The organism is Kribbella sp. NPDC023972, assembly GCF_040639075.1.
GTDB lineage: Bacteria > Actinomycetota > Actinomycetes > Propionibacteriales > Kribbellaceae > Kribbella.
The window spans coordinates 1,041,563-1,058,163 of sequence record NZ_JBEZZH010000001.1 but is presented as its reverse complement, the minus strand read 5'-3'; the positions used below and the strand labels follow the sequence as shown (position 1 = coordinate 1,058,163).

General features: G+C 67.1%; 13 protein-coding genes. 9 read left to right on the top strand and 4 right to left on the bottom strand.

What is annotated here, in order from left to right:
• Positions 1 to 71: 71 nt before the first annotated feature.
• Entirely contained in the window at positions 72 to 1,169 is a 1,098-nt protein-coding gene (locus tag AB0F43_RS04790; protein ID WP_360470665.1) for a TerC/Alx family metal homeostasis membrane protein, read from the top strand.
• A 17-nt stretch (positions 1,170 to 1,186) separates the two neighbouring features.
• Here AB0F43_RS04790 and AB0F43_RS04785 read toward each other — a convergent pair whose 3' ends face one another.
• Complete coding sequence (locus AB0F43_RS04785; RefSeq protein WP_360470663.1) at positions 1,187 to 2,449, bottom strand: MFS transporter; 1,263 nt, start codon at positions 2,447 to 2,449, stop codon at positions 1,187 to 1,189.
• Positions 2,450 to 2,780: 331 nt separating this feature from the next.
• Between AB0F43_RS04785 and AB0F43_RS04780 the strand changes: the two genes are divergently transcribed.
• From AB0F43_RS04780 to AB0F43_RS04755, 6 genes are all read left to right on the top strand, one after another.
• Positions 2,781 to 3,518 (top strand): SDR family oxidoreductase, encoded by a 738-nt coding sequence (locus AB0F43_RS04780; protein ID WP_360470661.1) that lies wholly within the window; start codon positions 2,781 to 2,783, stop codon positions 3,516 to 3,518.
• A 489-nt stretch (positions 3,519 to 4,007) separates the two neighbouring features.
• Positions 4,008 to 5,003 carry an ABC transporter permease subunit gene (locus AB0F43_RS04775; RefSeq protein ID WP_360470659.1) on the top strand — a complete coding sequence of 332 codons (996 nt, stop codon included), beginning with the start codon at positions 4,008 to 4,010 and terminating at the stop codon, positions 5,001 to 5,003.
• The gene (locus AB0F43_RS04770) at positions 5,000 to 5,923 is read left to right on the top strand and encodes a carbohydrate ABC transporter permease (protein ID WP_360470656.1); all 924 of its coding nucleotides are present in this window, start codon (positions 5,000 to 5,002) and stop codon (positions 5,921 to 5,923) included. The genes AB0F43_RS04775 and AB0F43_RS04770 overlap by 4 nt, the downstream gene beginning before the upstream one ends.
• A 20-nt stretch (positions 5,924 to 5,943) precedes the next feature.
• Positions 5,944 to 7,605, top strand: coding sequence for an ABC transporter substrate-binding protein (locus AB0F43_RS04765; protein WP_360470654.1), 1,662 nt, complete (start codon positions 5,944 to 5,946; stop codon positions 7,603 to 7,605).
• 4 nt (positions 7,606 to 7,609) lie between these two features.
• Positions 7,610 to 9,889, top strand: coding sequence for a glycoside hydrolase family 95 protein (locus AB0F43_RS04760; protein WP_360470651.1), 2,280 nt, complete (start codon positions 7,610 to 7,612; stop codon positions 9,887 to 9,889).
• A gap of 125 nt (positions 9,890 to 10,014) precedes the next feature.
• Entirely contained in the window at positions 10,015 to 11,028 is a 1,014-nt protein-coding gene (locus tag AB0F43_RS04755) for an iron-siderophore ABC transporter substrate-binding protein (protein ID WP_360470649.1), read from the top strand.
• Positions 11,029 to 11,183: 155 nt separating this feature from the next.
• On the opposite strand, the gene AB0F43_RS04750 is transcribed toward AB0F43_RS04755, so the two are convergent.
• Positions 11,184 to 11,840 carry a hypothetical protein gene (locus AB0F43_RS04750; protein WP_360470646.1) on the bottom strand — a complete coding sequence of 219 codons (657 nt, stop codon included), beginning with the start codon at positions 11,838 to 11,840 and terminating at the stop codon, positions 11,184 to 11,186.
• 107 nt (positions 11,841 to 11,947) lie between these two features.
• Between AB0F43_RS04750 and AB0F43_RS04745 the strand changes: the two genes are divergently transcribed.
• Positions 11,948 to 12,943, top strand: a complete 996-nt coding sequence (locus tag AB0F43_RS04745; RefSeq protein ID WP_360470644.1) for an endonuclease/exonuclease/phosphatase family protein — start codon at positions 11,948 to 11,950, stop codon at positions 12,941 to 12,943.
• Positions 12,944 to 12,997: 54 nt separating this feature from the next.
• On the opposite strand, the gene AB0F43_RS04740 is transcribed toward AB0F43_RS04745, so the two are convergent.
• Positions 12,998 to 13,636: a response regulator transcription factor gene (locus AB0F43_RS04740; RefSeq protein ID WP_360470641.1), complete on the bottom strand. Its 639-nt coding sequence runs from the start codon at positions 13,634 to 13,636 to the stop codon at positions 12,998 to 13,000.
• Positions 13,629 to 14,756, bottom strand: coding sequence for a histidine kinase (locus AB0F43_RS04735; RefSeq protein ID WP_360470639.1), 1,128 nt, complete (start codon positions 14,754 to 14,756; stop codon positions 13,629 to 13,631). The genes AB0F43_RS04740 and AB0F43_RS04735 overlap by 8 nt, the downstream gene beginning before the upstream one ends.
• A 157-nt stretch (positions 14,757 to 14,913) precedes the next feature.
• Between AB0F43_RS04735 and AB0F43_RS04730 the strand changes: the two genes are divergently transcribed.
• The gene (locus tag AB0F43_RS04730) at positions 14,914 to 16,593 is read left to right on the top strand and encodes a sodium:solute symporter family protein (protein ID WP_360470636.1); all 1,680 of its coding nucleotides are present in this window, start codon (positions 14,914 to 14,916) and stop codon (positions 16,591 to 16,593) included.
• The last annotated feature ends 8 nt before the right edge of the window (positions 16,594 to 16,601 follow it).

The window sequence follows — 16,601 nt, the reverse complement described above, 5'->3', positions numbered from 1 at the left end:
GAGTTGGATACAATTCCAGGCGTAATGAGGAGGGGAGTATTCCTCTCGGGTGGCCGTGAGGTGCGCCCGACGTGGCAGTGTCGTCATCACGGGAGGCCTGGGCGGCCGAACCGGTGCTGCCGGCCCGGGCACCGGGCGGAAGAGACCTCCGGACCAAGCTGTACGCCGTCGTCCGGAGGTTCGTCGTGGTCTCTGTCATGCCCCCTGCCGTCTGGGTGCTCACCATCGCCGGGTTGCTGGCGATCGTCGCGTTCGACCTGATCGTGATCGCCCGGCGCGACCACTCGGTGACGATCAAGGACGCGACCCGGTGGGTGCTGTTATACGTCGGCCTGGCGGCGCTGTTCGCGGTCGGGTTGTTCGTGTTCAGTCCGGGCCAGACCGGCGGTGAGTTCGTCGCCGGGTACATCACCGAGTACAGCCTGAGCGTCGACAACCTGTTCGTGTTCGTCATCATCATGGCGCGGTTCGCCGTACCGGGGCTGGCGCAGGACAAGGTGCTCTACATCGGCATCGTGGTGTCGATGGCGCTGCGAGCGGTGTTCATCCTGGCGGGCGCGGCGGCGATCGCGGCCGCGAGCTGGGTGTTCTACCTCTTCGGTGCCTTCCTGGTCTACACCGCGGTCCGGCTGGCGCTGGAGGGTGACGACGAGACTGACTTCCAGGAGAACGCCGTACTGCGGGGAATGCGCCGGATCCTGCCGTTGTCGCACGAGTACGACGGCGCCAAGCTGACCACTCGCGTCGACGGCCGGCGCATGCTGACACCACTGGTGATCGTGATCGCCGCGATCGGGATGGCGAACGTGATCTTCGCGCTCGACTCGATCCCGGCGATTTTCGGGCTCACCCAGGACGCGTACGTCGTGCTGACCGCCAACGCGTTCGCGCTGATGGGCCTGCGCCAGCTGTACTTCCTGATCGGCGGGCTGCTGGAGCGGATCATCTACCTGAACGTCGGCCTGTCGGTGATTCTCGCGTTCATCGGCGTGAAGCTGATCGTCGAAGCGCTGCACGGTTCGCACATCGACGACGTCGGCGCGATCCACCTGCCACACATCGGCATCCTCACCTCCCTCGGCTTCATCGCCGGCACCCTGTTCGTCACCACGGTCGCCAGCCTGGTCAAGTCCTCGTACGACCGCCGCCGCCTCGAGGTCGACGACTGACCCCGCTTGTGGGGAACTCAACTGGCACCCAGTGACGACTTGGTTCCGGACAGCGCGCGGGCCGGGCGCAGCCGGAGGAAGAGCGCCGGGATCGGTGTGAGGATCAGGCCGGAGGCGAGCAGGGCCGTGCGCAGCGACGTACGGCCCACGGCGCCGAGTGGCGGGCCGCCGATGACCTGGCCGATCGCATTGGCCTGCGACACCATCGAGATCACGGTCGCCCGGGACTTGGAGTCGACGTGCCGGTTCAGCCAGGCCGACTCGACCGGCCAGGCGAGCGTGCCGGCAATCGTCTTCAGCCACATCGCGGTCAGCGCCAGCCAGAGGTGATCCAGCAGCGCGAAGGCGATCACGCCGGCGACCTGCAGGAGAGCGAGCAACGCGAGTACGCCGTTCGGATGGGTGGCGCTCAACCGCTCAGGCGAGAGCTTGTTCAGCGTGACCGAGGTGATCAGGGACAGCAGCGTGCCGACCAGGGCGAGGACGGTGAACCAGAACGCTGGGTCCGACGTACCGAAGGCCGTCGGGAAGTCGAACTCCAGGATCTTCACCGACCAGAGCCGGTCGAACGCCTCGCTGGACAGCCCGGAGATCAGGCTGATCAGGACCAGGGTGCGTACGACGGGACGCCGCCGCGCGACCGCGAGTCCGTGCCTGAAGGTCCCGGCCATCTGCCGGAACGTCTCCCGCTCGGCCCGCGGCGTCCGGTGGAAGTTGTCCTCGCGCATGAACACCGCCAGCACCAACGCGACCAGGATCATCCCGGCGCCGGACAGCACCATCGGCAACGGCAGGCTGATCAGGCCGAGTGCGCCGGCAGTGACGGTACCGGCGATCTTCGTGACCATACTGATCTGCTGGTTGCGGACGAACACCTGGCCGACACGTTCGGTGCCGATCTCGTCGGTGATCCAGGCCTGGTCGGCGCCGGAGGTGAAGGTGTAGCCGAGACCCCAGAGCACCTGGGCGGCGAGGATCGCCAGGAACTCGGGAACCAGCCCCTGCAGCAGGAAGCCGGCCCCGATCAACGCGAGCCCGATGATGACCGACAGCCGGCGGCTGTAGAGGTCGGCGACGATGCCGGTCGGCACCTCGAACAGAAAGCAGGCGAGCTCGAGGGTGGTCCCGACCAGGACCATCTGGAGTGGGTTCAGGCCGGCGTCGCGGACGTAGTACACCATGCTGAGGGTGAACGTCAGCGCGCCGAGGAAGGCCCAGGCGCCGTTGTAGGCGTAGTAGGTCCGAGCCGGGTCGGCCGAGCGGACGGCAGGAAGAAGCATCGCGGGTGGCTCCCGAAAGCGTGTGCGGACATGACGAAGCGCGACCCGTGGGTCAAACGCTTGACGTGACGCACGCCGCGGCCCACCCGGCGGATGAGCGGCGGAGGTGCGCTTTCTAGGAGTGGCTACGCATGCCGTCAGGGTAGGAAAGATCCGGCGAGTCCGCCTCCGATTTACCCGGCCGCGAGTGGTGATCGGAGGTACCATCGAAAGTGCCTGGCCCGGCCGTTCCCCCGTGATGGTCGGGTCAGGTTGTTTCGTGCCGCATGTCGAGAATCGCCGGCTGGCTCCGTCGCCCCTGTAGAAAGCAGGACCGACGAGAGGATTCACCATGCTGCTCGAGAACAAGACCGCGATCGTGTACGGCGGCGGAGGCGCGATGGGCGGTGCGATCGCCCGGGCGTTCGCGGCCGAGGGTGCCGCCGTCCATCTGGCCGGCCGCACGTTGTCCAAACTCGAGAAGGTCGCCGCCGACATCACTGCGGCATCCGTCGCGGTCGTCGACGCGTACGACGATGCCGCGGTGAACGCGCAGGTGGCCTCGATCGAGGGCCGGATCGACATCGTCTTCAACGCGGTGAGCGTCCGGGTGAAGCAGAACGTCCCACTCGTCGAGCTGTCGGTCGACGATTTCGTCCGGCCGGTCGAGGACGCGGCGCGGACCAACTTCATCACCTCGACCGCGGTCGCCCGACGGATGATCGAGCAGCGCGGCGGCGTGATCATGATGCTGTCGTCCTCGGCGTCCCGGGAGTCCGGCGCCGAGTTCGAGATGGGCGGCTTCAGCCTGGCCTGCGCGTCCATCGAGACGCTCACCCGGGCGCTCGCGGGCGAGGTCGGCAAGTACGGCGTCCGCGTCGTCGCGCTCCGGCCCAACTTCACCCCCGACACCCACCCGGAGTGGGAGATCGAGGAAGGCGGTCTGGACCACCTGATCAAGGGCACCGCCCTCGGCCGGCTGCCCCGGGTCGCCGAGGTCGCCCACACCGCCGCGTTCGCCGCCTCCGACCACGCCGGCCCGATGACCGCCGCCGTACTCAACCTCTCCTGCGGCGCCATCACCGACTAGAACGGTTTGCGATACCTCGGCTGCCGTTCGGTGATGCGGTAGCCGAGGCTTTCGTACAGGCCAACGCCTCGGCCATCGCCCGATCCTGCTCCGACTCCGGATTCACTCCGAACATCGACCTACCGGAACTACCGTCACTCGCTGCGTGCCGACGCGCTTGTGCTTCCTGCCGGGCAAGGACTTTCCAGCCTCCAGTCAACAGGTAGAGCCGCGTCCCGTCCGCCTCGTCCCACCACGTCAGGTCCATGTCGCACCATCTCAACTCGCAAGGATGGGTGTGGCCGGCGAGGTCTTGACAGCGACCGCTGTGGGCAGGTTGACTGCGACATAGTTCACGGAGGAAATAAATCCGGCCGAGGCTGGAGTCGCGGGCTCAGAACGACTCCGGCACGGCCTTCTTCATGCTGTCTTCCCCTCTGAATTGCGGCTGAGCATCCTATCGGATATCTGATCCAGCCGGACCTGTGCAGGATGGAAGGGACCCCAGGAGTGAGTGCAACCCTCGAGGTGGAGCCGGTACCGAAACCGGTGTCGCGCGAGGCGGCAGGACCTGCCCGGATCCGGCGGCCGAGCCGCCGGACGGCGGCTCGCCGCAGCCTGCGCCGGCACTGGCAGCTGTACCTGCTGGTCGTCGTACCGCTCGCGTACTTCGTGATCTTCAAGTACATCCCGATCGCGAACGCGGTGATCGCGTTCAAGAACTACAGCCCGGTCAAGGGGCCGTGGGGCAGCGAGTGGGTCGGGTTCCGCAACTTCGAGCTGTTCTTCGCCAACCCGGTCTTCTGGACGCTGGTGAAGAACACCTTCATCCTGGCCGCCTACACGGTGCTGGCCAGCTTCCCGATCCCGATCATCCTGGCCATCGCGCTGAACGAGATCCGCAACGGCCGGTTCAAGAAGATCGTCCAGCTGGTCACCTACGCGCCGTACTTCATCTCCACCGTGGTGGTCGTCTCGATGACGATCCTGGTGCTGTCACCGCGGCTCGGGTTCGTCAACGACGCGATCGGGCTGTTCGGCGTACCGGCGGTCGACTTCCTCGGCAACCCGGACTACTTCCGGCACATCTACGTCTGGTCCGACGTCTGGCAGACCACCGGGTACTCGGCCGTGATCTACCTGGCCGCGCTGGCCGGGATCGACCCGGCGCTGCACGAATCGGCCAAGATCGACGGCGCCACCCGGCTGCAGCGGATCTGGTACGTCGACCTGCCCGGCATCATGCCGACCGCGGTGATCATCCTGGTGCTCGGCGTCGGCAACATCATGTCGATCGGGTTCGAGAAGGCGTTCCTGCTGCAGAACCCGCTGAACCTGGCCCAGTCCGAGATCATCGCCACCTACGTCTACAAGACCGGGCTGCTGAACGCCGACTTCAGCATGGCGACGGCGATCGGGCTGTTCAACTCGGTGATCAACCTCTTCCTCCTGCTCGGCGTGAACTTCGCCGCCAAGCGCATCACCGGAAACGGATTGTGGTCATGAGCCTCACCCTGTCGAAGCGGCCCGAGTCCACCCTGATCGTGGAGACGCGGACCGACAAGATCTTCCTGTTCGGTGTGAAGGTCATGCTCTGGATCGCGCTGATCCTGGTCGCGGTGCCGCTGGTCTACATCGTCGCGAACTCGTTCAGCAGTGCGTCCGCGGTGAGCGCCGGCCGGGTGCTGCTGTGGCCGGTCGAGCCGAGTCTTCAGGCGTACAAGGTCGCGTTCGGCGATCCGCAGATCATGCAGGGGTACCTGAACTCGTTCATCTACGCGGCCGGCGGCACGCTGATCAGCGTCACCCTGACGATCGCGATCGCGTATCCGCTGTCCCGCCGTACCTTCTTCGGCCGCAACGTGATCATGAGCCTGCTGATCTTCACCATGTTGTTCTCCGGCGGCCTGATCCCGACGTACCTGGTGGTCCAGGACCTGGGCATGCTGAACACCCGGTGGGCGATGGTGATCCCGAGCGCGATTGGGGTCTGGCAGGTGATCATCGCGCGGACGTTCTTCCGCTCGACCATCCCGGACGAGCTGTACGAGGCCGCGACCATCGACGGCGCGAGCGACCTTCGGTTCCTCTGGTCGATCGTGTTGCCGCTGTCGAAACCCGTCATCGCCGTGATCGCGCTGATGTACGCGATCTTCCAGTGGAACAGCTACTTCGACGCGCTGGTCTACCTCAAGGACCCGAGCCTCTACCCGCTGCAGATCGTGCTGCGCAACGTGCTGATCCTGAACACGGTCACCGGCGGCTCGACCACCCAGAACCTGGCCCAGCAGCTCGAACAGCAACAGCTGGCCAATGTCCTCAAGTACGCGCTCATCGTCATCTCGAGCCTGCCCGTACTGATCATCTACCCGTTCGTCGCCCGCCACTTCACCAAGGGCGTGATGGTCGGCGCGGTCAAGGGTTAACCAAGAAAGGGAACACAGCGATGCGCTCAACCATGAGCAAGATGGCCGCTCTGGCAGTGGCCGGCACGCTCGCCCTCGCGGCGTGCAGCTCGGACAAGTCGGCGCAGGGGGCGGCGAACGAGACGACGGCCGACGGCAAGGTCGTCATCGACACCTTCACCCCGGCCGACCAGAACACGAACCTGGACACCAACCAGGTCACCAAGATCATGAGCGACAGGTTCAAGATCCAGTTCCGCTGGCAGAACACGACGTACGACGCCGGCCCGGCCAAGGAGAAGCGGCAGATCGCGCTGGCCAGCGGCGACTACCCGGACCTGTTCTTCCTGATCCCGTGGGTCGACGCGTTCACGCAGGCCGAGGTGCTGAAGCTCGGCCAGCAAGGAGTCGCGGTCCCGCTGGAGGACCTGATCAAGGAGAACGCGCCGAACATCCAGAAGGCGCTGGACTCCAACAAAACGTACAAGGAGATGTCGACCGCGCCGGACGGGCACATCTACGCGCTGCCGCAGTGGGCGGACTGCTACCACTGCACGTACCCGGACAAGCTCTGGATCAACAGCGCCTGGCTGAAGAAGCTCGGGCTGCAGATGCCGAAGACGACCGACGACCTGCGCAAGGTGCTCCAGGCGTTCAAGACGCAGGACCCGAACGGCAACGGCAAGGCCGACGAGATCCCGATGACCACCGACGTGCAGGACAGCAGCCTGATCGCGTACCTGATGAACGCCTTCGCCTACGACCCGGTCGGCGCGAACAACGGCGTCCGGTCGCTGATCACGCTCGACGGTGACAAGGTCGTGACGCCGGTGACCTCGCCGCAGTGGAAGGAGGGACTGAAGTACATCAACTCCCTCTACAAGGAAGGCCTGATCGACCAGGCAGCGTTCACCCAGAACGCCGCCGCACTGCAGGCCCAGGGCAACAACCCGAAGGCCGTCGTCCTCGGCTCGGTGCCGGTGCTGTGGCCGGGCATCTTCGTCCAGCTCGACTCCAAGGACGGCCGGGACAAGCAGTACGACGCGGTGCCGCCCCTGACCGGTCCGGAGGGCAAGAGCTACACCGGCCTGAACTATCCGACCTCCACCGGTTACACCTTCATGCTGACCAACAAGGCCAGCAAGGAGGCCCAGGTCGCGGCGATCAAGATGCTGGACTACATCTACACCGACGAGGGCCAGATGATCACCAACATGGGTCCGGAGGGTGTCGGCTGGACCAAGCCCGGCCCGGGTGACATCGCGCTCGACGACAAGGTCAAGCCGCTCTACAAGCCGAAGCAGGACGCGCCGAAGAACATCAACTGGGGTGCGCTGGGGCAGTACAACAACACGCTGGCCTACCGGAACGCACAGGTCGTGCCGGCCGACATCTACACCGGCGCGGGCCTCGAGCGGCGGCTGTTCCAGGCGACCAAGCTGTACGAGGGTCACGAGGACAAGTCGCAGTGGTTCCCGCAGACGTCGGTCTGGCCGGACCCGAGCCTGAGCGGCGAGCTGGCCACCCTGCAGACGAACCTGAACAACTACGTCAACCAGAACCAGCTGGCCTTCATCACCGGGTCGAAGAACATCGACACCGAGTGGGACGCGTACGTGAAGGGCCTCGACAGCACCGGTATGACCAGGTACCTCGAGATCCAGCAGCAGGCCTACGACAAGTACAAGGCGGGGAGTAAGTAACCCAATGGCCCACGAACTGTGGTTCACCACAGCCGCCGCCGACTGGTTCGAGGCGTTGCCGCTGGGCAACGGTCATCTTGGTGCCAAGGTGTTCGGCCGGATCGGCGAGGAGCGGATCGCGCTCAACCTCGACGATGTCTGGTCGGGTGACGGTCCACGCACGCTGACCGTGTCGGACGGTCCGCAGGTGTTGGCCGACGTACGGCGGCTGTTGCTGGACGAGGGTGATCAGCTGGCGGCGACGGAACGGACCCGGGCACTCCAGGGTCCGCTGGTCGAGTCGTACCAACCGCTCGCCGACCTGCTGATCCGGGCGTCCGGGGAACCACAGGACTACCGGCGGAGCCTGGACCTCCGCACGGGAACCGCCGCCGTCGACTGCACGGTCGACGGCGTGCGGTTCCGCCGGGAGACGTACGTCTCCACCCCGGATCAGGTGATGGTGTGGACGATCACGGCCGACCGGCCGGGCGCGATCGACCTGGACCTGAGCTTGGAGAGCCGGCATCCGGTTCGGGTGGAAGTTGCCGACGGCACCTATGGTGTCGTCGGGCATGCTCCGTCGGAGCTCACCATCGAGTACCGGCAGAGTCCGGATCCGATCCGTTACGAGAAGGGGCGCGGCATCGGGTTCGGGGTGGCGCTGCGGGCGGTGAACGACGGCGGCACCCTCACGGTGAGTTCGGCGGGCGTGAGTGTGCGCGGAGCCGACAGCCTGACCGTGTTGTTGTCGGCGGCAAGTACGTTCGCCGGATGGAAGGTGCCGCCGGGGCGAGATCCGCTGGTGGCGCTGCGTGCGGTGACCTCCGCGCTGGATGCGATTGCCGTGGACAGGCTTCGGGAGCGTCATCTCGACGATCACATCGCGTTGTACGACCGCGCGGAGCTGTCCCTTGGCCGGCCCATCGATGCGCCGACGGATGAGCGGATCAAGGCGGTCGCTGCCGGTGGCAACGATCCGGACCTGGTGGCGCTGATGTTCCACTTCGGCCGGTACCTGTTGATGGCGTCCTCCCGCCCTGGGACGCAGGCGGCCAACCTGCAGGGCATCTGGAACCAGGACCGCCGCCCGATGTGGGCCAGCGACTGGACCACCAACATCAACACCCAGATGAACTACTGGCCGGCTGATCTCACCGGCCTGGGGGAGTGCTTCGACCCGCTCACCGACCTGATCGAAGGCCTGGCCGAATCGGGTGCGGAGACGGCCCGGATCCTCTACGACGCGCCGGGCTGGGTGTCGCATCACAACGCGGACATCTGGCGTGCGACCTGGCCGGTGGGCGAGGGCGGGGACGACCCGGTGTGGGCGATGTGCGCGACCTGCGGCGTCTGGCTGACCGCGCACCTGATGGAGCACTACCGGTTCCAGCTCGAGCTGGACTTCCTGCGTGATCGTGCCTATCCGTTGCTCGCCGGTGCGGCCGAGTTCGTCCTGTCGATGCTGGTCGAGGATCGTGACGGGCGGTTGCAGTTCATCCCGTCGACCGCGCCGGAGCATCATTTCGTCCTGCCGTCCGGCGACAAGGCGTCGGTCGATCTCACCTCGACGTACGACATCTGGCTGATCCGCGAGCTGTTCGCCAACCTGACCGAGGCCGAGGTCGCGCTGGGCCTGTCCACCGACCTGGCTGCCCGGGCCCGCGCTGCCCGCGAACGCCTTCCGGCGATCGGTACGGCGGACGACGGCCGGCTGCTCGAATGGCCGACCGACTGGCAACCGTCCGAGCCGGACCACCGCCATCAGTCGCACCTGTACGGCCTCTACCCGGGCGCCGAGATCGACCCCATCCGTACGCCGGAATGGGCCGCGGCCGCTCGTGCTTCGCTCGACCTCAGGACTGCGGGTGGGTCACCGGGCGGCTGGACGAGCGCTTGGCTGGTGGCGCTGTGGGCGCGACTGTTCGAGCCGGAGAAGGCGTCCGCCGTGATCCGCGACTACCTGAGCCGGCTGGTCTCGGACAACCTGCTGCACCGTGACGGCGACATCTTCCAGATCGACGCCAACTTCGGCATGACCGGGTGCATCCCGGAGCTCCTGATCCAGAGTCACACGGACACGATCCGGCTGCTCCCGGCCCTCCCCGCCGATTGGCCGGACGGGTCGTTCCGCGGCCTCCGGGCGCGCGGCGGGCTCTCCTTCGACGTCACCTGGCGCAACGGCAAGCCCACGACCGCGACCGTCGAGGCGACACACCCCGGCCGCCACCGAGTCGCGTTGGCCGGCGAAACCCGCACCATCACCCTCACCCCCGGCAAGCGCATCGACCTGCTCTCGCGATAGCCATCCACCTTGAGAAGCCACCAGCCATTTTCGGGCCCCGAAAGTGGTTGGTGGCTTCTCAAGGCTGGCTGGCAGGGCAACCTGGTTAGGGCTGCCTTACCAAAGTTGTTATAGGGTCAGGGGCTATGAGGAACCGCCTTGGGATGGTTGTCGTGGCTGCGTTGCTGGTGTTGTCGGGGTGTGGGGGTGGGGACACCAAGAGCGCGGACAGCGGGCCTGGCGACACCGAGGTGGCGACCGGTGGTCGGCTGTTCAAGACGGCTGACGAGGAGACCGCCAAGCTGGGGTCGGACGCGCAGCCCGGGGCGTTCCCGCGGACGGTGAAGCACGCGCTCGGTGAGACCAAGCTGGAGAAGAAACCGGAGCGGGTCGTCGTCCTGGACAGCGGTGAGCTCGACGACGTACTGGCGCTCGGCATCACGCCGGTCGGGATGGCGACGACCGCGGGGCAGGCGGGTGTTCCGTCGTACCTGGCGGACAAGGCGCAGGGGATCAAGACCGTCGGCGGGATCAGTGAGCTGAACCTGGAGGCGATCGCGGCGCTGAAGCCGGACCTGATCCTGGGTAGCAAGCTGCGCGCCAACGACCTGTACGACCAGCTCAGCGCGATCGCGCCGACGGTGATGAGCATCCGGCCCGGGTTCCCGTGGAAGGAGAACTTCCTGCTGGTCGCGGACTCGGTCGGCGCGGAGGACAAGGCCACCGGGATCCTGAACGATTACCAGAAGCGCGCCGACGAGGTGAAGTCGAAGGTGCAGGGCTCGCCGACGATCTCGCTGGTCCGGTTCCGGCCAGGGGAGATCCGGCTGTACGGCAACCTGTCGTTCATCGGCGTGATCCTGAAGGACATCGGGCTGCCCCGGCCGAAGATCCAGGACGTCCAGGACCTCGCGGTCGAGGTGTCGCAGGAGAACATCTCGCAGGCCGCCGGCGACTGGGTCTTCTACTCCAGCTACGGCAAGCCGGAGACCACCGCCGAGAACACCGTTGTCAACGGCAACCTCTGGAAGGCACTGCGGGCGGTGAAGAACGGCCAGGTCGCCCGCGTCGACGACGAGGTCTGGTTCCTCGGCCTCGGCCCGCTCGGCGCCATGGACGTGCTCTCCGACTTGGAGAAGCTCCTCGGCCCCAAAGGCTGACGACAAGAACCACCCCGCCCCTCCGCTTCGCTCCGGGGCGGGGTGGGAGAAACCGAAACTCCTCGGCCTGGAGCCTGAGCTGAGCTGCGCCCGCCCCTCCGCTTCGCTCCGGGGCGGGGTGGGAGCAACCTGGAGGAGCTCCTTGGGTCGAAGGGCTAGTCGGGGACGCGGCCGCGGTCGGTGACCTGGACGTGGGGTGCGTATCGGGTGACGGCTGCGGCGAGGTCGTCGTACGGGAGTTCGCGGCCGAGGAGCTCGAAGGTGCCGGGCCAAGGGCAGGACGGGCCCCAGGCCTTGGAGTTGCGGGGGAGTGAGTCGTCGTCGTGCAGGAGTACGACGAGGTACGGGTCCCACGACTCGCCCTCGGGGTTCACGTCGTGGCGCTCGATCCGGCAGACACCGCGGACCGCCGGCCACGGGATCGTTCGCGGTTGCTCACCACCGAGGTAGATCCCGGTCTCGTCGATCGTCAGCAGCACGTCCTCGTCGTCGGCCTCGCGCGACTCCTCGAACGCCGTCACGACACCGACCAGGAGCAGCACCGGCAGCCCGACCGCGAAGATCAGCGGCATCCCACCCCAGGACAGCCAGACGGTTTCGAGCGGCTCCCGCACGGACCCGCCCTTGAGCAGCTGGACCACCACCATCACCACGGTGAGCAGGACCATCAGTCCGAACAGCAGTGTGCCGAAGTACAGCGCCGTCTTGGTCGTGCCCAGACCCCGGCGCTTGACGACGAACGGCTCGGCGGCCTGCTCGGGCGGCATACCGGCATTGTCCGGCGCATCCGCCGTACGCACCAGCACCCTCACGCAGCGCTAATCATTTCGGTCCGAACCGGTCGTCCGTAGGGATGAAATGGCGCTGCCTTCGCGGACACGGACTTTGGTCCAGCCCGTGTGTCCGCAACAATCGCATCATGCCGGACCGCCAGACCGCCGTCGCCAACCGGAAGCCGCCGACGCGCCCCGCAGACCGGCGGCGCCGGAAGAGCAGCATGTGGCGCCGCGGCTGGGTGATCGCCGTCCTTGCGGTGTTGTCCGCCCTGCCACTGCTCTTCCACCGCTGGGTGCCCAACTCGATCGGCAACCTGGGCAGCCTGCTCGACACCTTCCTGCCCTGGGTCGGTCTCGCCGTACCGGTCCTCGCCCTGGCGGCGGTCGTACGGCGTTCCGCCACGGCCGGAGTCGCATTGCTGCTCCCCGCGGTGGTGTGGGGCCTGATGTTCGGGAACCTCCTGGTCCCGGGCAAGGGCGGCGGCGCCTACGACCTGCGGGTCCTGTCGCACAACGTCGACGCGGCCAACCCCGATCCGCGGCGGACGGCGCAGGATCTGCTCGCGGCGAACGCCGACGTGATGGCGCTCGAGGAGATCACCGCCGCGGACCTGAAGATCTACAAGTCCGCCTTCGCCGCGGAGTATCCGTACGTCGTCTCCCGCGACACGGTGGCGCTGTGGTCGAAGTTCCCGGTGGCGCAGAGCGAGTCGGTCGACGTCGGCTTCAAGTGGACCCGGGCACTGCGTGCGGAGGTCAGTACGCCGCAGGGCAAGGTGGCGGTGTACGTCGCACACCTGGCCTCCGTCCGGATCGGCGCCAGCGGCTTCACCTCCGATCAGCGCAACGACACGATCAAGGCCCTCGGCCGTCAGATCGCGAACGAGAAGCGGGCGGGGGTGATCGTGATGGGCGACTTCAACGGTACGGCGAACGACCGCAGCCTGGCCCCGCTGACCGCCGGACTGCGCTCGGCCCAGGGCGCGGCGGGGTACGGGTTCGGGTTCACCTGGCCGGCCGAGTTCCCGATGGCGCGGATCGATCACATCATGGTGCGCGGCGTCACCCCGACGAAGGCGTGGGTGATGAGCTCGACCGGCAGCGACCACCGCCCGGTCGTGGCCGAGCTACGAATCTGACGTTACGACCGAAGAACTGGCGGGAGGTCTCGCCAGTTCTTCGGACGTAACGGGTCAGTCCGCGATCCCTTGGCGATACGCGTAGCGGACGGCCTCGGCGCGGTGCCGGGCGCCGATCTTGGCGAAGGCGTTGTTGATGTGCGTCTTCACCGTCGCCTCGCTGATGTAGAGCTGCTCGGCGATCTCCGGATTGCTCAGTCCGCGCGCGATCAACCGCAGGACCTCGGTCTCCCGCGCGGTCAACCCGTCGGTGTCCTTGCCCCGGCGCGGCCGCAGCCCGGCGATCAGCCGGCGGGACACCTCGGGGTCGAAGGTGGACTGGCCGGCCGCCGTCGACCGGAGTGCGGCACCGATCTCGGCCCGGCCCGCATCCTTGGTGAGATAACCCCGCGCCCCGGCCCGCAACGCGCTCGCGATCGAGTCGTCGTCGGCGTACGTGGTGAGCACCAGTACGGCGACACCCGGGAAGTCGGCGGTGATCCGGGCCGTCGCCTGGACCCCGTCCAGGACCGGCATCTTGAGATCCATCAGCACCACGTCGACGTTGCCCTGAGCAACTAGATCGACCGCTTCGACGCCGTTACCGGCCGCGCCGGTCACCTCGATACCGTCGAGCAGGCCCAGGAGTGCGACCAGTCCCTCGCGCACCACCTGCTGGTCGTCGGCCACCACGACCCGGATCACGTCACTCATCCGGCACGTCCGCGACCACGAGCCAATCGTCCCCGTCCGGACCTGCTGTCGACGTCCCACCCACCAGGGCCAGCCGCTCCCGCATCCCCGCCAGCCCGAACCCTTCCCCGGCCGTCACACCTTTGTTCCGTACCGCCAGCCGTACGCCGTTCTGATACGACAGCTCGACCCTGATGCGCTGACCGGGAGCGTGCCGGGCCGCGTTTGTCAAGGCCTCCCGGGCGGCATTGAGTAGCGCGACCGTCACTCCCGAGTCGAGCGGGGCCGCCGTACCCTCCACCCTCAGCCGGACCGCGACACCGTGATCCGCTTCGTGCTGTCCGGCGAGCGCCGCGAGCGCCTCCGGCAGGTCGGGCACCTCGTCGGCCCGCAGTGCCACCACCGCATTCCGCGCCTCACTCAGCCCTTGTACGGCGAGCCGCCGCGAACGCCGGATGTGCTGCAAAGCGGCGGCTTTGTCACCACGCTCGTCCAGCAGTGCCTCAGCCAGTTCGAGCTGCACGCTGAGCGCGCCGAGCGAGTGCGCGAGCACGTCGTGCAGATCCCGTGCGATCCGCCCGCGTTCCTCGAGCGCTGCCGCTCTGGCGTGCTCGCTCTGCGCTCGGCGGGTCTGTTCCAGGAGTTGCTCGGTCTGCCGGACCTGGACCTCGTACTGCCGTCGGTTCAGCCCGAACGCGGTCAGGACCGCAGCCCAGAGCAGCTGGCTGAAATACCAGCTCTCCGGTCGGTCGAACCACCAGGCCGACGCCGCGAACGCCGTCGCCACACCGATGCCGGCGGCAAGGATCGGCCGGTTGCCGCGGACGAAGCCGGTCCGGGCGAACGGCATCACGGCGATGTCGGCGAGCGCGACCAGGACCAGCACGAGGGCATTCGAGTCCGGCAACCCGGCGATGAGGGCGTTGCTCATCGCGACGGCCGTCAGCAGGGCGAGAGCGACGTACGGGCGGGCCGTCATCAGGGCGGTGCCGACCAGGAACACGGCCAGGCCGCCACCGAGGACCAACCAGGCCCAGGACTCGGCCGGGCGGGCGGTCGTGAGCACGGCGATCGCGACACCCGAGGTCAGCGCACGGCCGAGCCAGCCGCTCTCCCCGTGCAGGGCCGACTTTCGCGCCATCACACCGGCACCCTACGCAGCGGCCGGCGCGGCCGCGGACCGTCCAGGGGTGGAGATCCGGGTGGAGACGCGGGTCGGCGTGATGGTGCCGACGGTCAGGAGTAACGTTCCTCACCGGTAACACCACGATGCGTCATACGGACGATTCGGAGGGCCGATGCTTGCGCAAGACTCCATCCTGAGGCTCGACGCCACAGCGGTCGACTATCTCATCATCGCCTTGTACTTCGCCTTCGTGCTCGGCATCGGGTACCTGGCCAAACGCGCGGTCTCCAGCAGCCTGGACTTCTTCCTGTCCGGCCGGTCGCTGCCGGCCTGGGTGACCGGCCTGGCGTTCATCTCGGCGAACCTGGGCGCGATCGAGATCATGGGCATGTCCGCGAACGGCGCGGAGTACGGCATGCCGACCGTGCACTACTTCTGGATCGGTGCGATCCCGGCGATGCTGTTCCTCGGCGTCGTGATGATGCCGTTCTACTACGGCTCCAAGGTCCGCAGCGTGCCCGAGTTCATGCTGCGCCGGTTCGGCAAACCCGCGCACCTGGTGAACGCGATCAGCTTCGCCGTCGCCCAGGTGCTGATCGCCGGGGTGAACCTGTTCCTGCTGGCCACCATCGTCAACGTCCTGCTCGGCTGGCCGATCTGGGTGTCGGTGATCGTCGCCGCGCTGATCGTGCTCAGCTACATCACCCTCGGCGGCCTGTCCGCGGCGATCTACAACGAGGTGCTGCAGTTCTTCGTGATCGTCGCCGCGCTGCTGCCGCTGACCATCGTCGGCCTGCACAAGGTCGGCGGCTGGCAGGGCCTGGTCGACAAGGTGAGCGCCTCGCCCGGCGGCAGCGAGCAGTTGAGCGCCTGGCCGGGCAACGCGCTCAGTGGCTTCACCGACAACTTCCTGTCCGTCATCGGCCTGGTCTTCGGTCTCGGGTTCGTGCTGTCCTTCGGCTACTGGACGACGAACTTCGTCGAGGTGCAGCGGGCGATGGCGTCGAAGAACATGTCGGCGGCCCGGCGGACGCCGATCATCGGGTCGTTCCCGAAGATGTTCGTCCCGTTCATCGTCATCATCCCGGGCATGATCGCGGCCGTGGTCGCGCCCGAGCTGGCCCAGTTCAAGGCCACCGGCAGCGGCGACGTGGACTACAACGACGCGCTGCTGATCCTGATGCGCGACCTGCTGCCGAACGGCATGCTCGGCCTGGCCATCACCGGTCTGCTCGCCTCGTTCATGGCCGGTATGGCGGCCAATCTCAGCTCCTTCAACACGGTGATGTCGTACGACCTGATCGAGCGGTACGTGATCAAGGACCGGCCGGACGAGTTCTACCTGCGCACCGGCCGCTGGGTCACCGTCCTCGGCACGCTGATCGCCGTCGGCACCGCGGCGATCGCGTCCGGCTACAGCAACCTGATGGACTACCTGCAGCAGCTGTTCTCGTTCTTCAACGCGCCGCTGTTCGCCACCTTCATCCTCGGTATGTTCTGGAAGCGGATGACCGCGACGGCCGGCTGGGTCGGCCTGGTCACCGGTACGGCGACCGCCGTACTGGTGTTCATCCTGTCCGAGAACGGCGTCATCGACCTGCCCGGTCAGGGCGCCAGCTTCGTCGGCGCCGGCGCCGCCTTCGTGGTGGACATCCTGGTCAGCGTGATCGTCAGTCTGGTGACGACACCCAAGCGGGACACCGAGCTGGTCGGCCTGGTCTACTCGCTGACGCCGAAGGAACACCTGACCGAGTCGGTGCAGCACGGTGACGGCGGCTGGTATCGCAAGCCGGTGCTGCTGGCCGGCATCTCGCTGGGGCTTGTCGCCGTCCTCAACATCGTCTTCGGCTGAGCCGGAAG

What these genes read in the sequence shown, in the direction of transcription:
- AB0F43_RS04785 (WP_360470663.1), bottom strand. Translation starts at nt 2,449, where the DNA reads ATGCTTCTTCCTGCCGTCCGCTCGGCCGACCCGGCTCGGACCTACTAC.
- AB0F43_RS04780 (WP_360470661.1), top strand. Translation starts at nt 2,781, where the DNA reads ATGCTGCTCGAGAACAAGACCGCGATCGTGTACGGCGGCGGAGGCGCG.
- AB0F43_RS04770 (WP_360470656.1), top strand. Translation starts at nt 5,000, where the DNA reads ATGAGCCTCACCCTGTCGAAGCGGCCCGAGTCCACCCTGATCGTGGAG.
- AB0F43_RS04765 (WP_360470654.1), top strand. Translation starts at nt 5,944, where the DNA reads ATGCGCTCAACCATGAGCAAGATGGCCGCTCTGGCAGTGGCCGGCACG.
- AB0F43_RS04760 (WP_360470651.1), top strand. Translation starts at nt 7,610, where the DNA reads ATGGCCCACGAACTGTGGTTCACCACAGCCGCCGCCGACTGGTTCGAG.
- AB0F43_RS04755 (WP_360470649.1), top strand. Translation starts at nt 10,015, where the DNA reads ATGAGGAACCGCCTTGGGATGGTTGTCGTGGCTGCGTTGCTGGTGTTG.
- AB0F43_RS04745 (WP_360470644.1), top strand. Translation starts at nt 11,948, where the DNA reads ATGCCGGACCGCCAGACCGCCGTCGCCAACCGGAAGCCGCCGACGCGC.
- AB0F43_RS04740 (WP_360470641.1), bottom strand. Translation starts at nt 13,636, where the DNA reads ATGAGTGACGTGATCCGGGTCGTGGTGGCCGACGACCAGCAGGTGGTG.
- AB0F43_RS04735 (WP_360470639.1), bottom strand. Translation starts at nt 14,756, where the DNA reads ATGGCGCGAAAGTCGGCCCTGCACGGGGAGAGCGGCTGGCTCGGCCGT.
- AB0F43_RS04730 (WP_360470636.1), top strand. Translation starts at nt 14,914, where the DNA reads ATGCTTGCGCAAGACTCCATCCTGAGGCTCGACGCCACAGCGGTCGAC.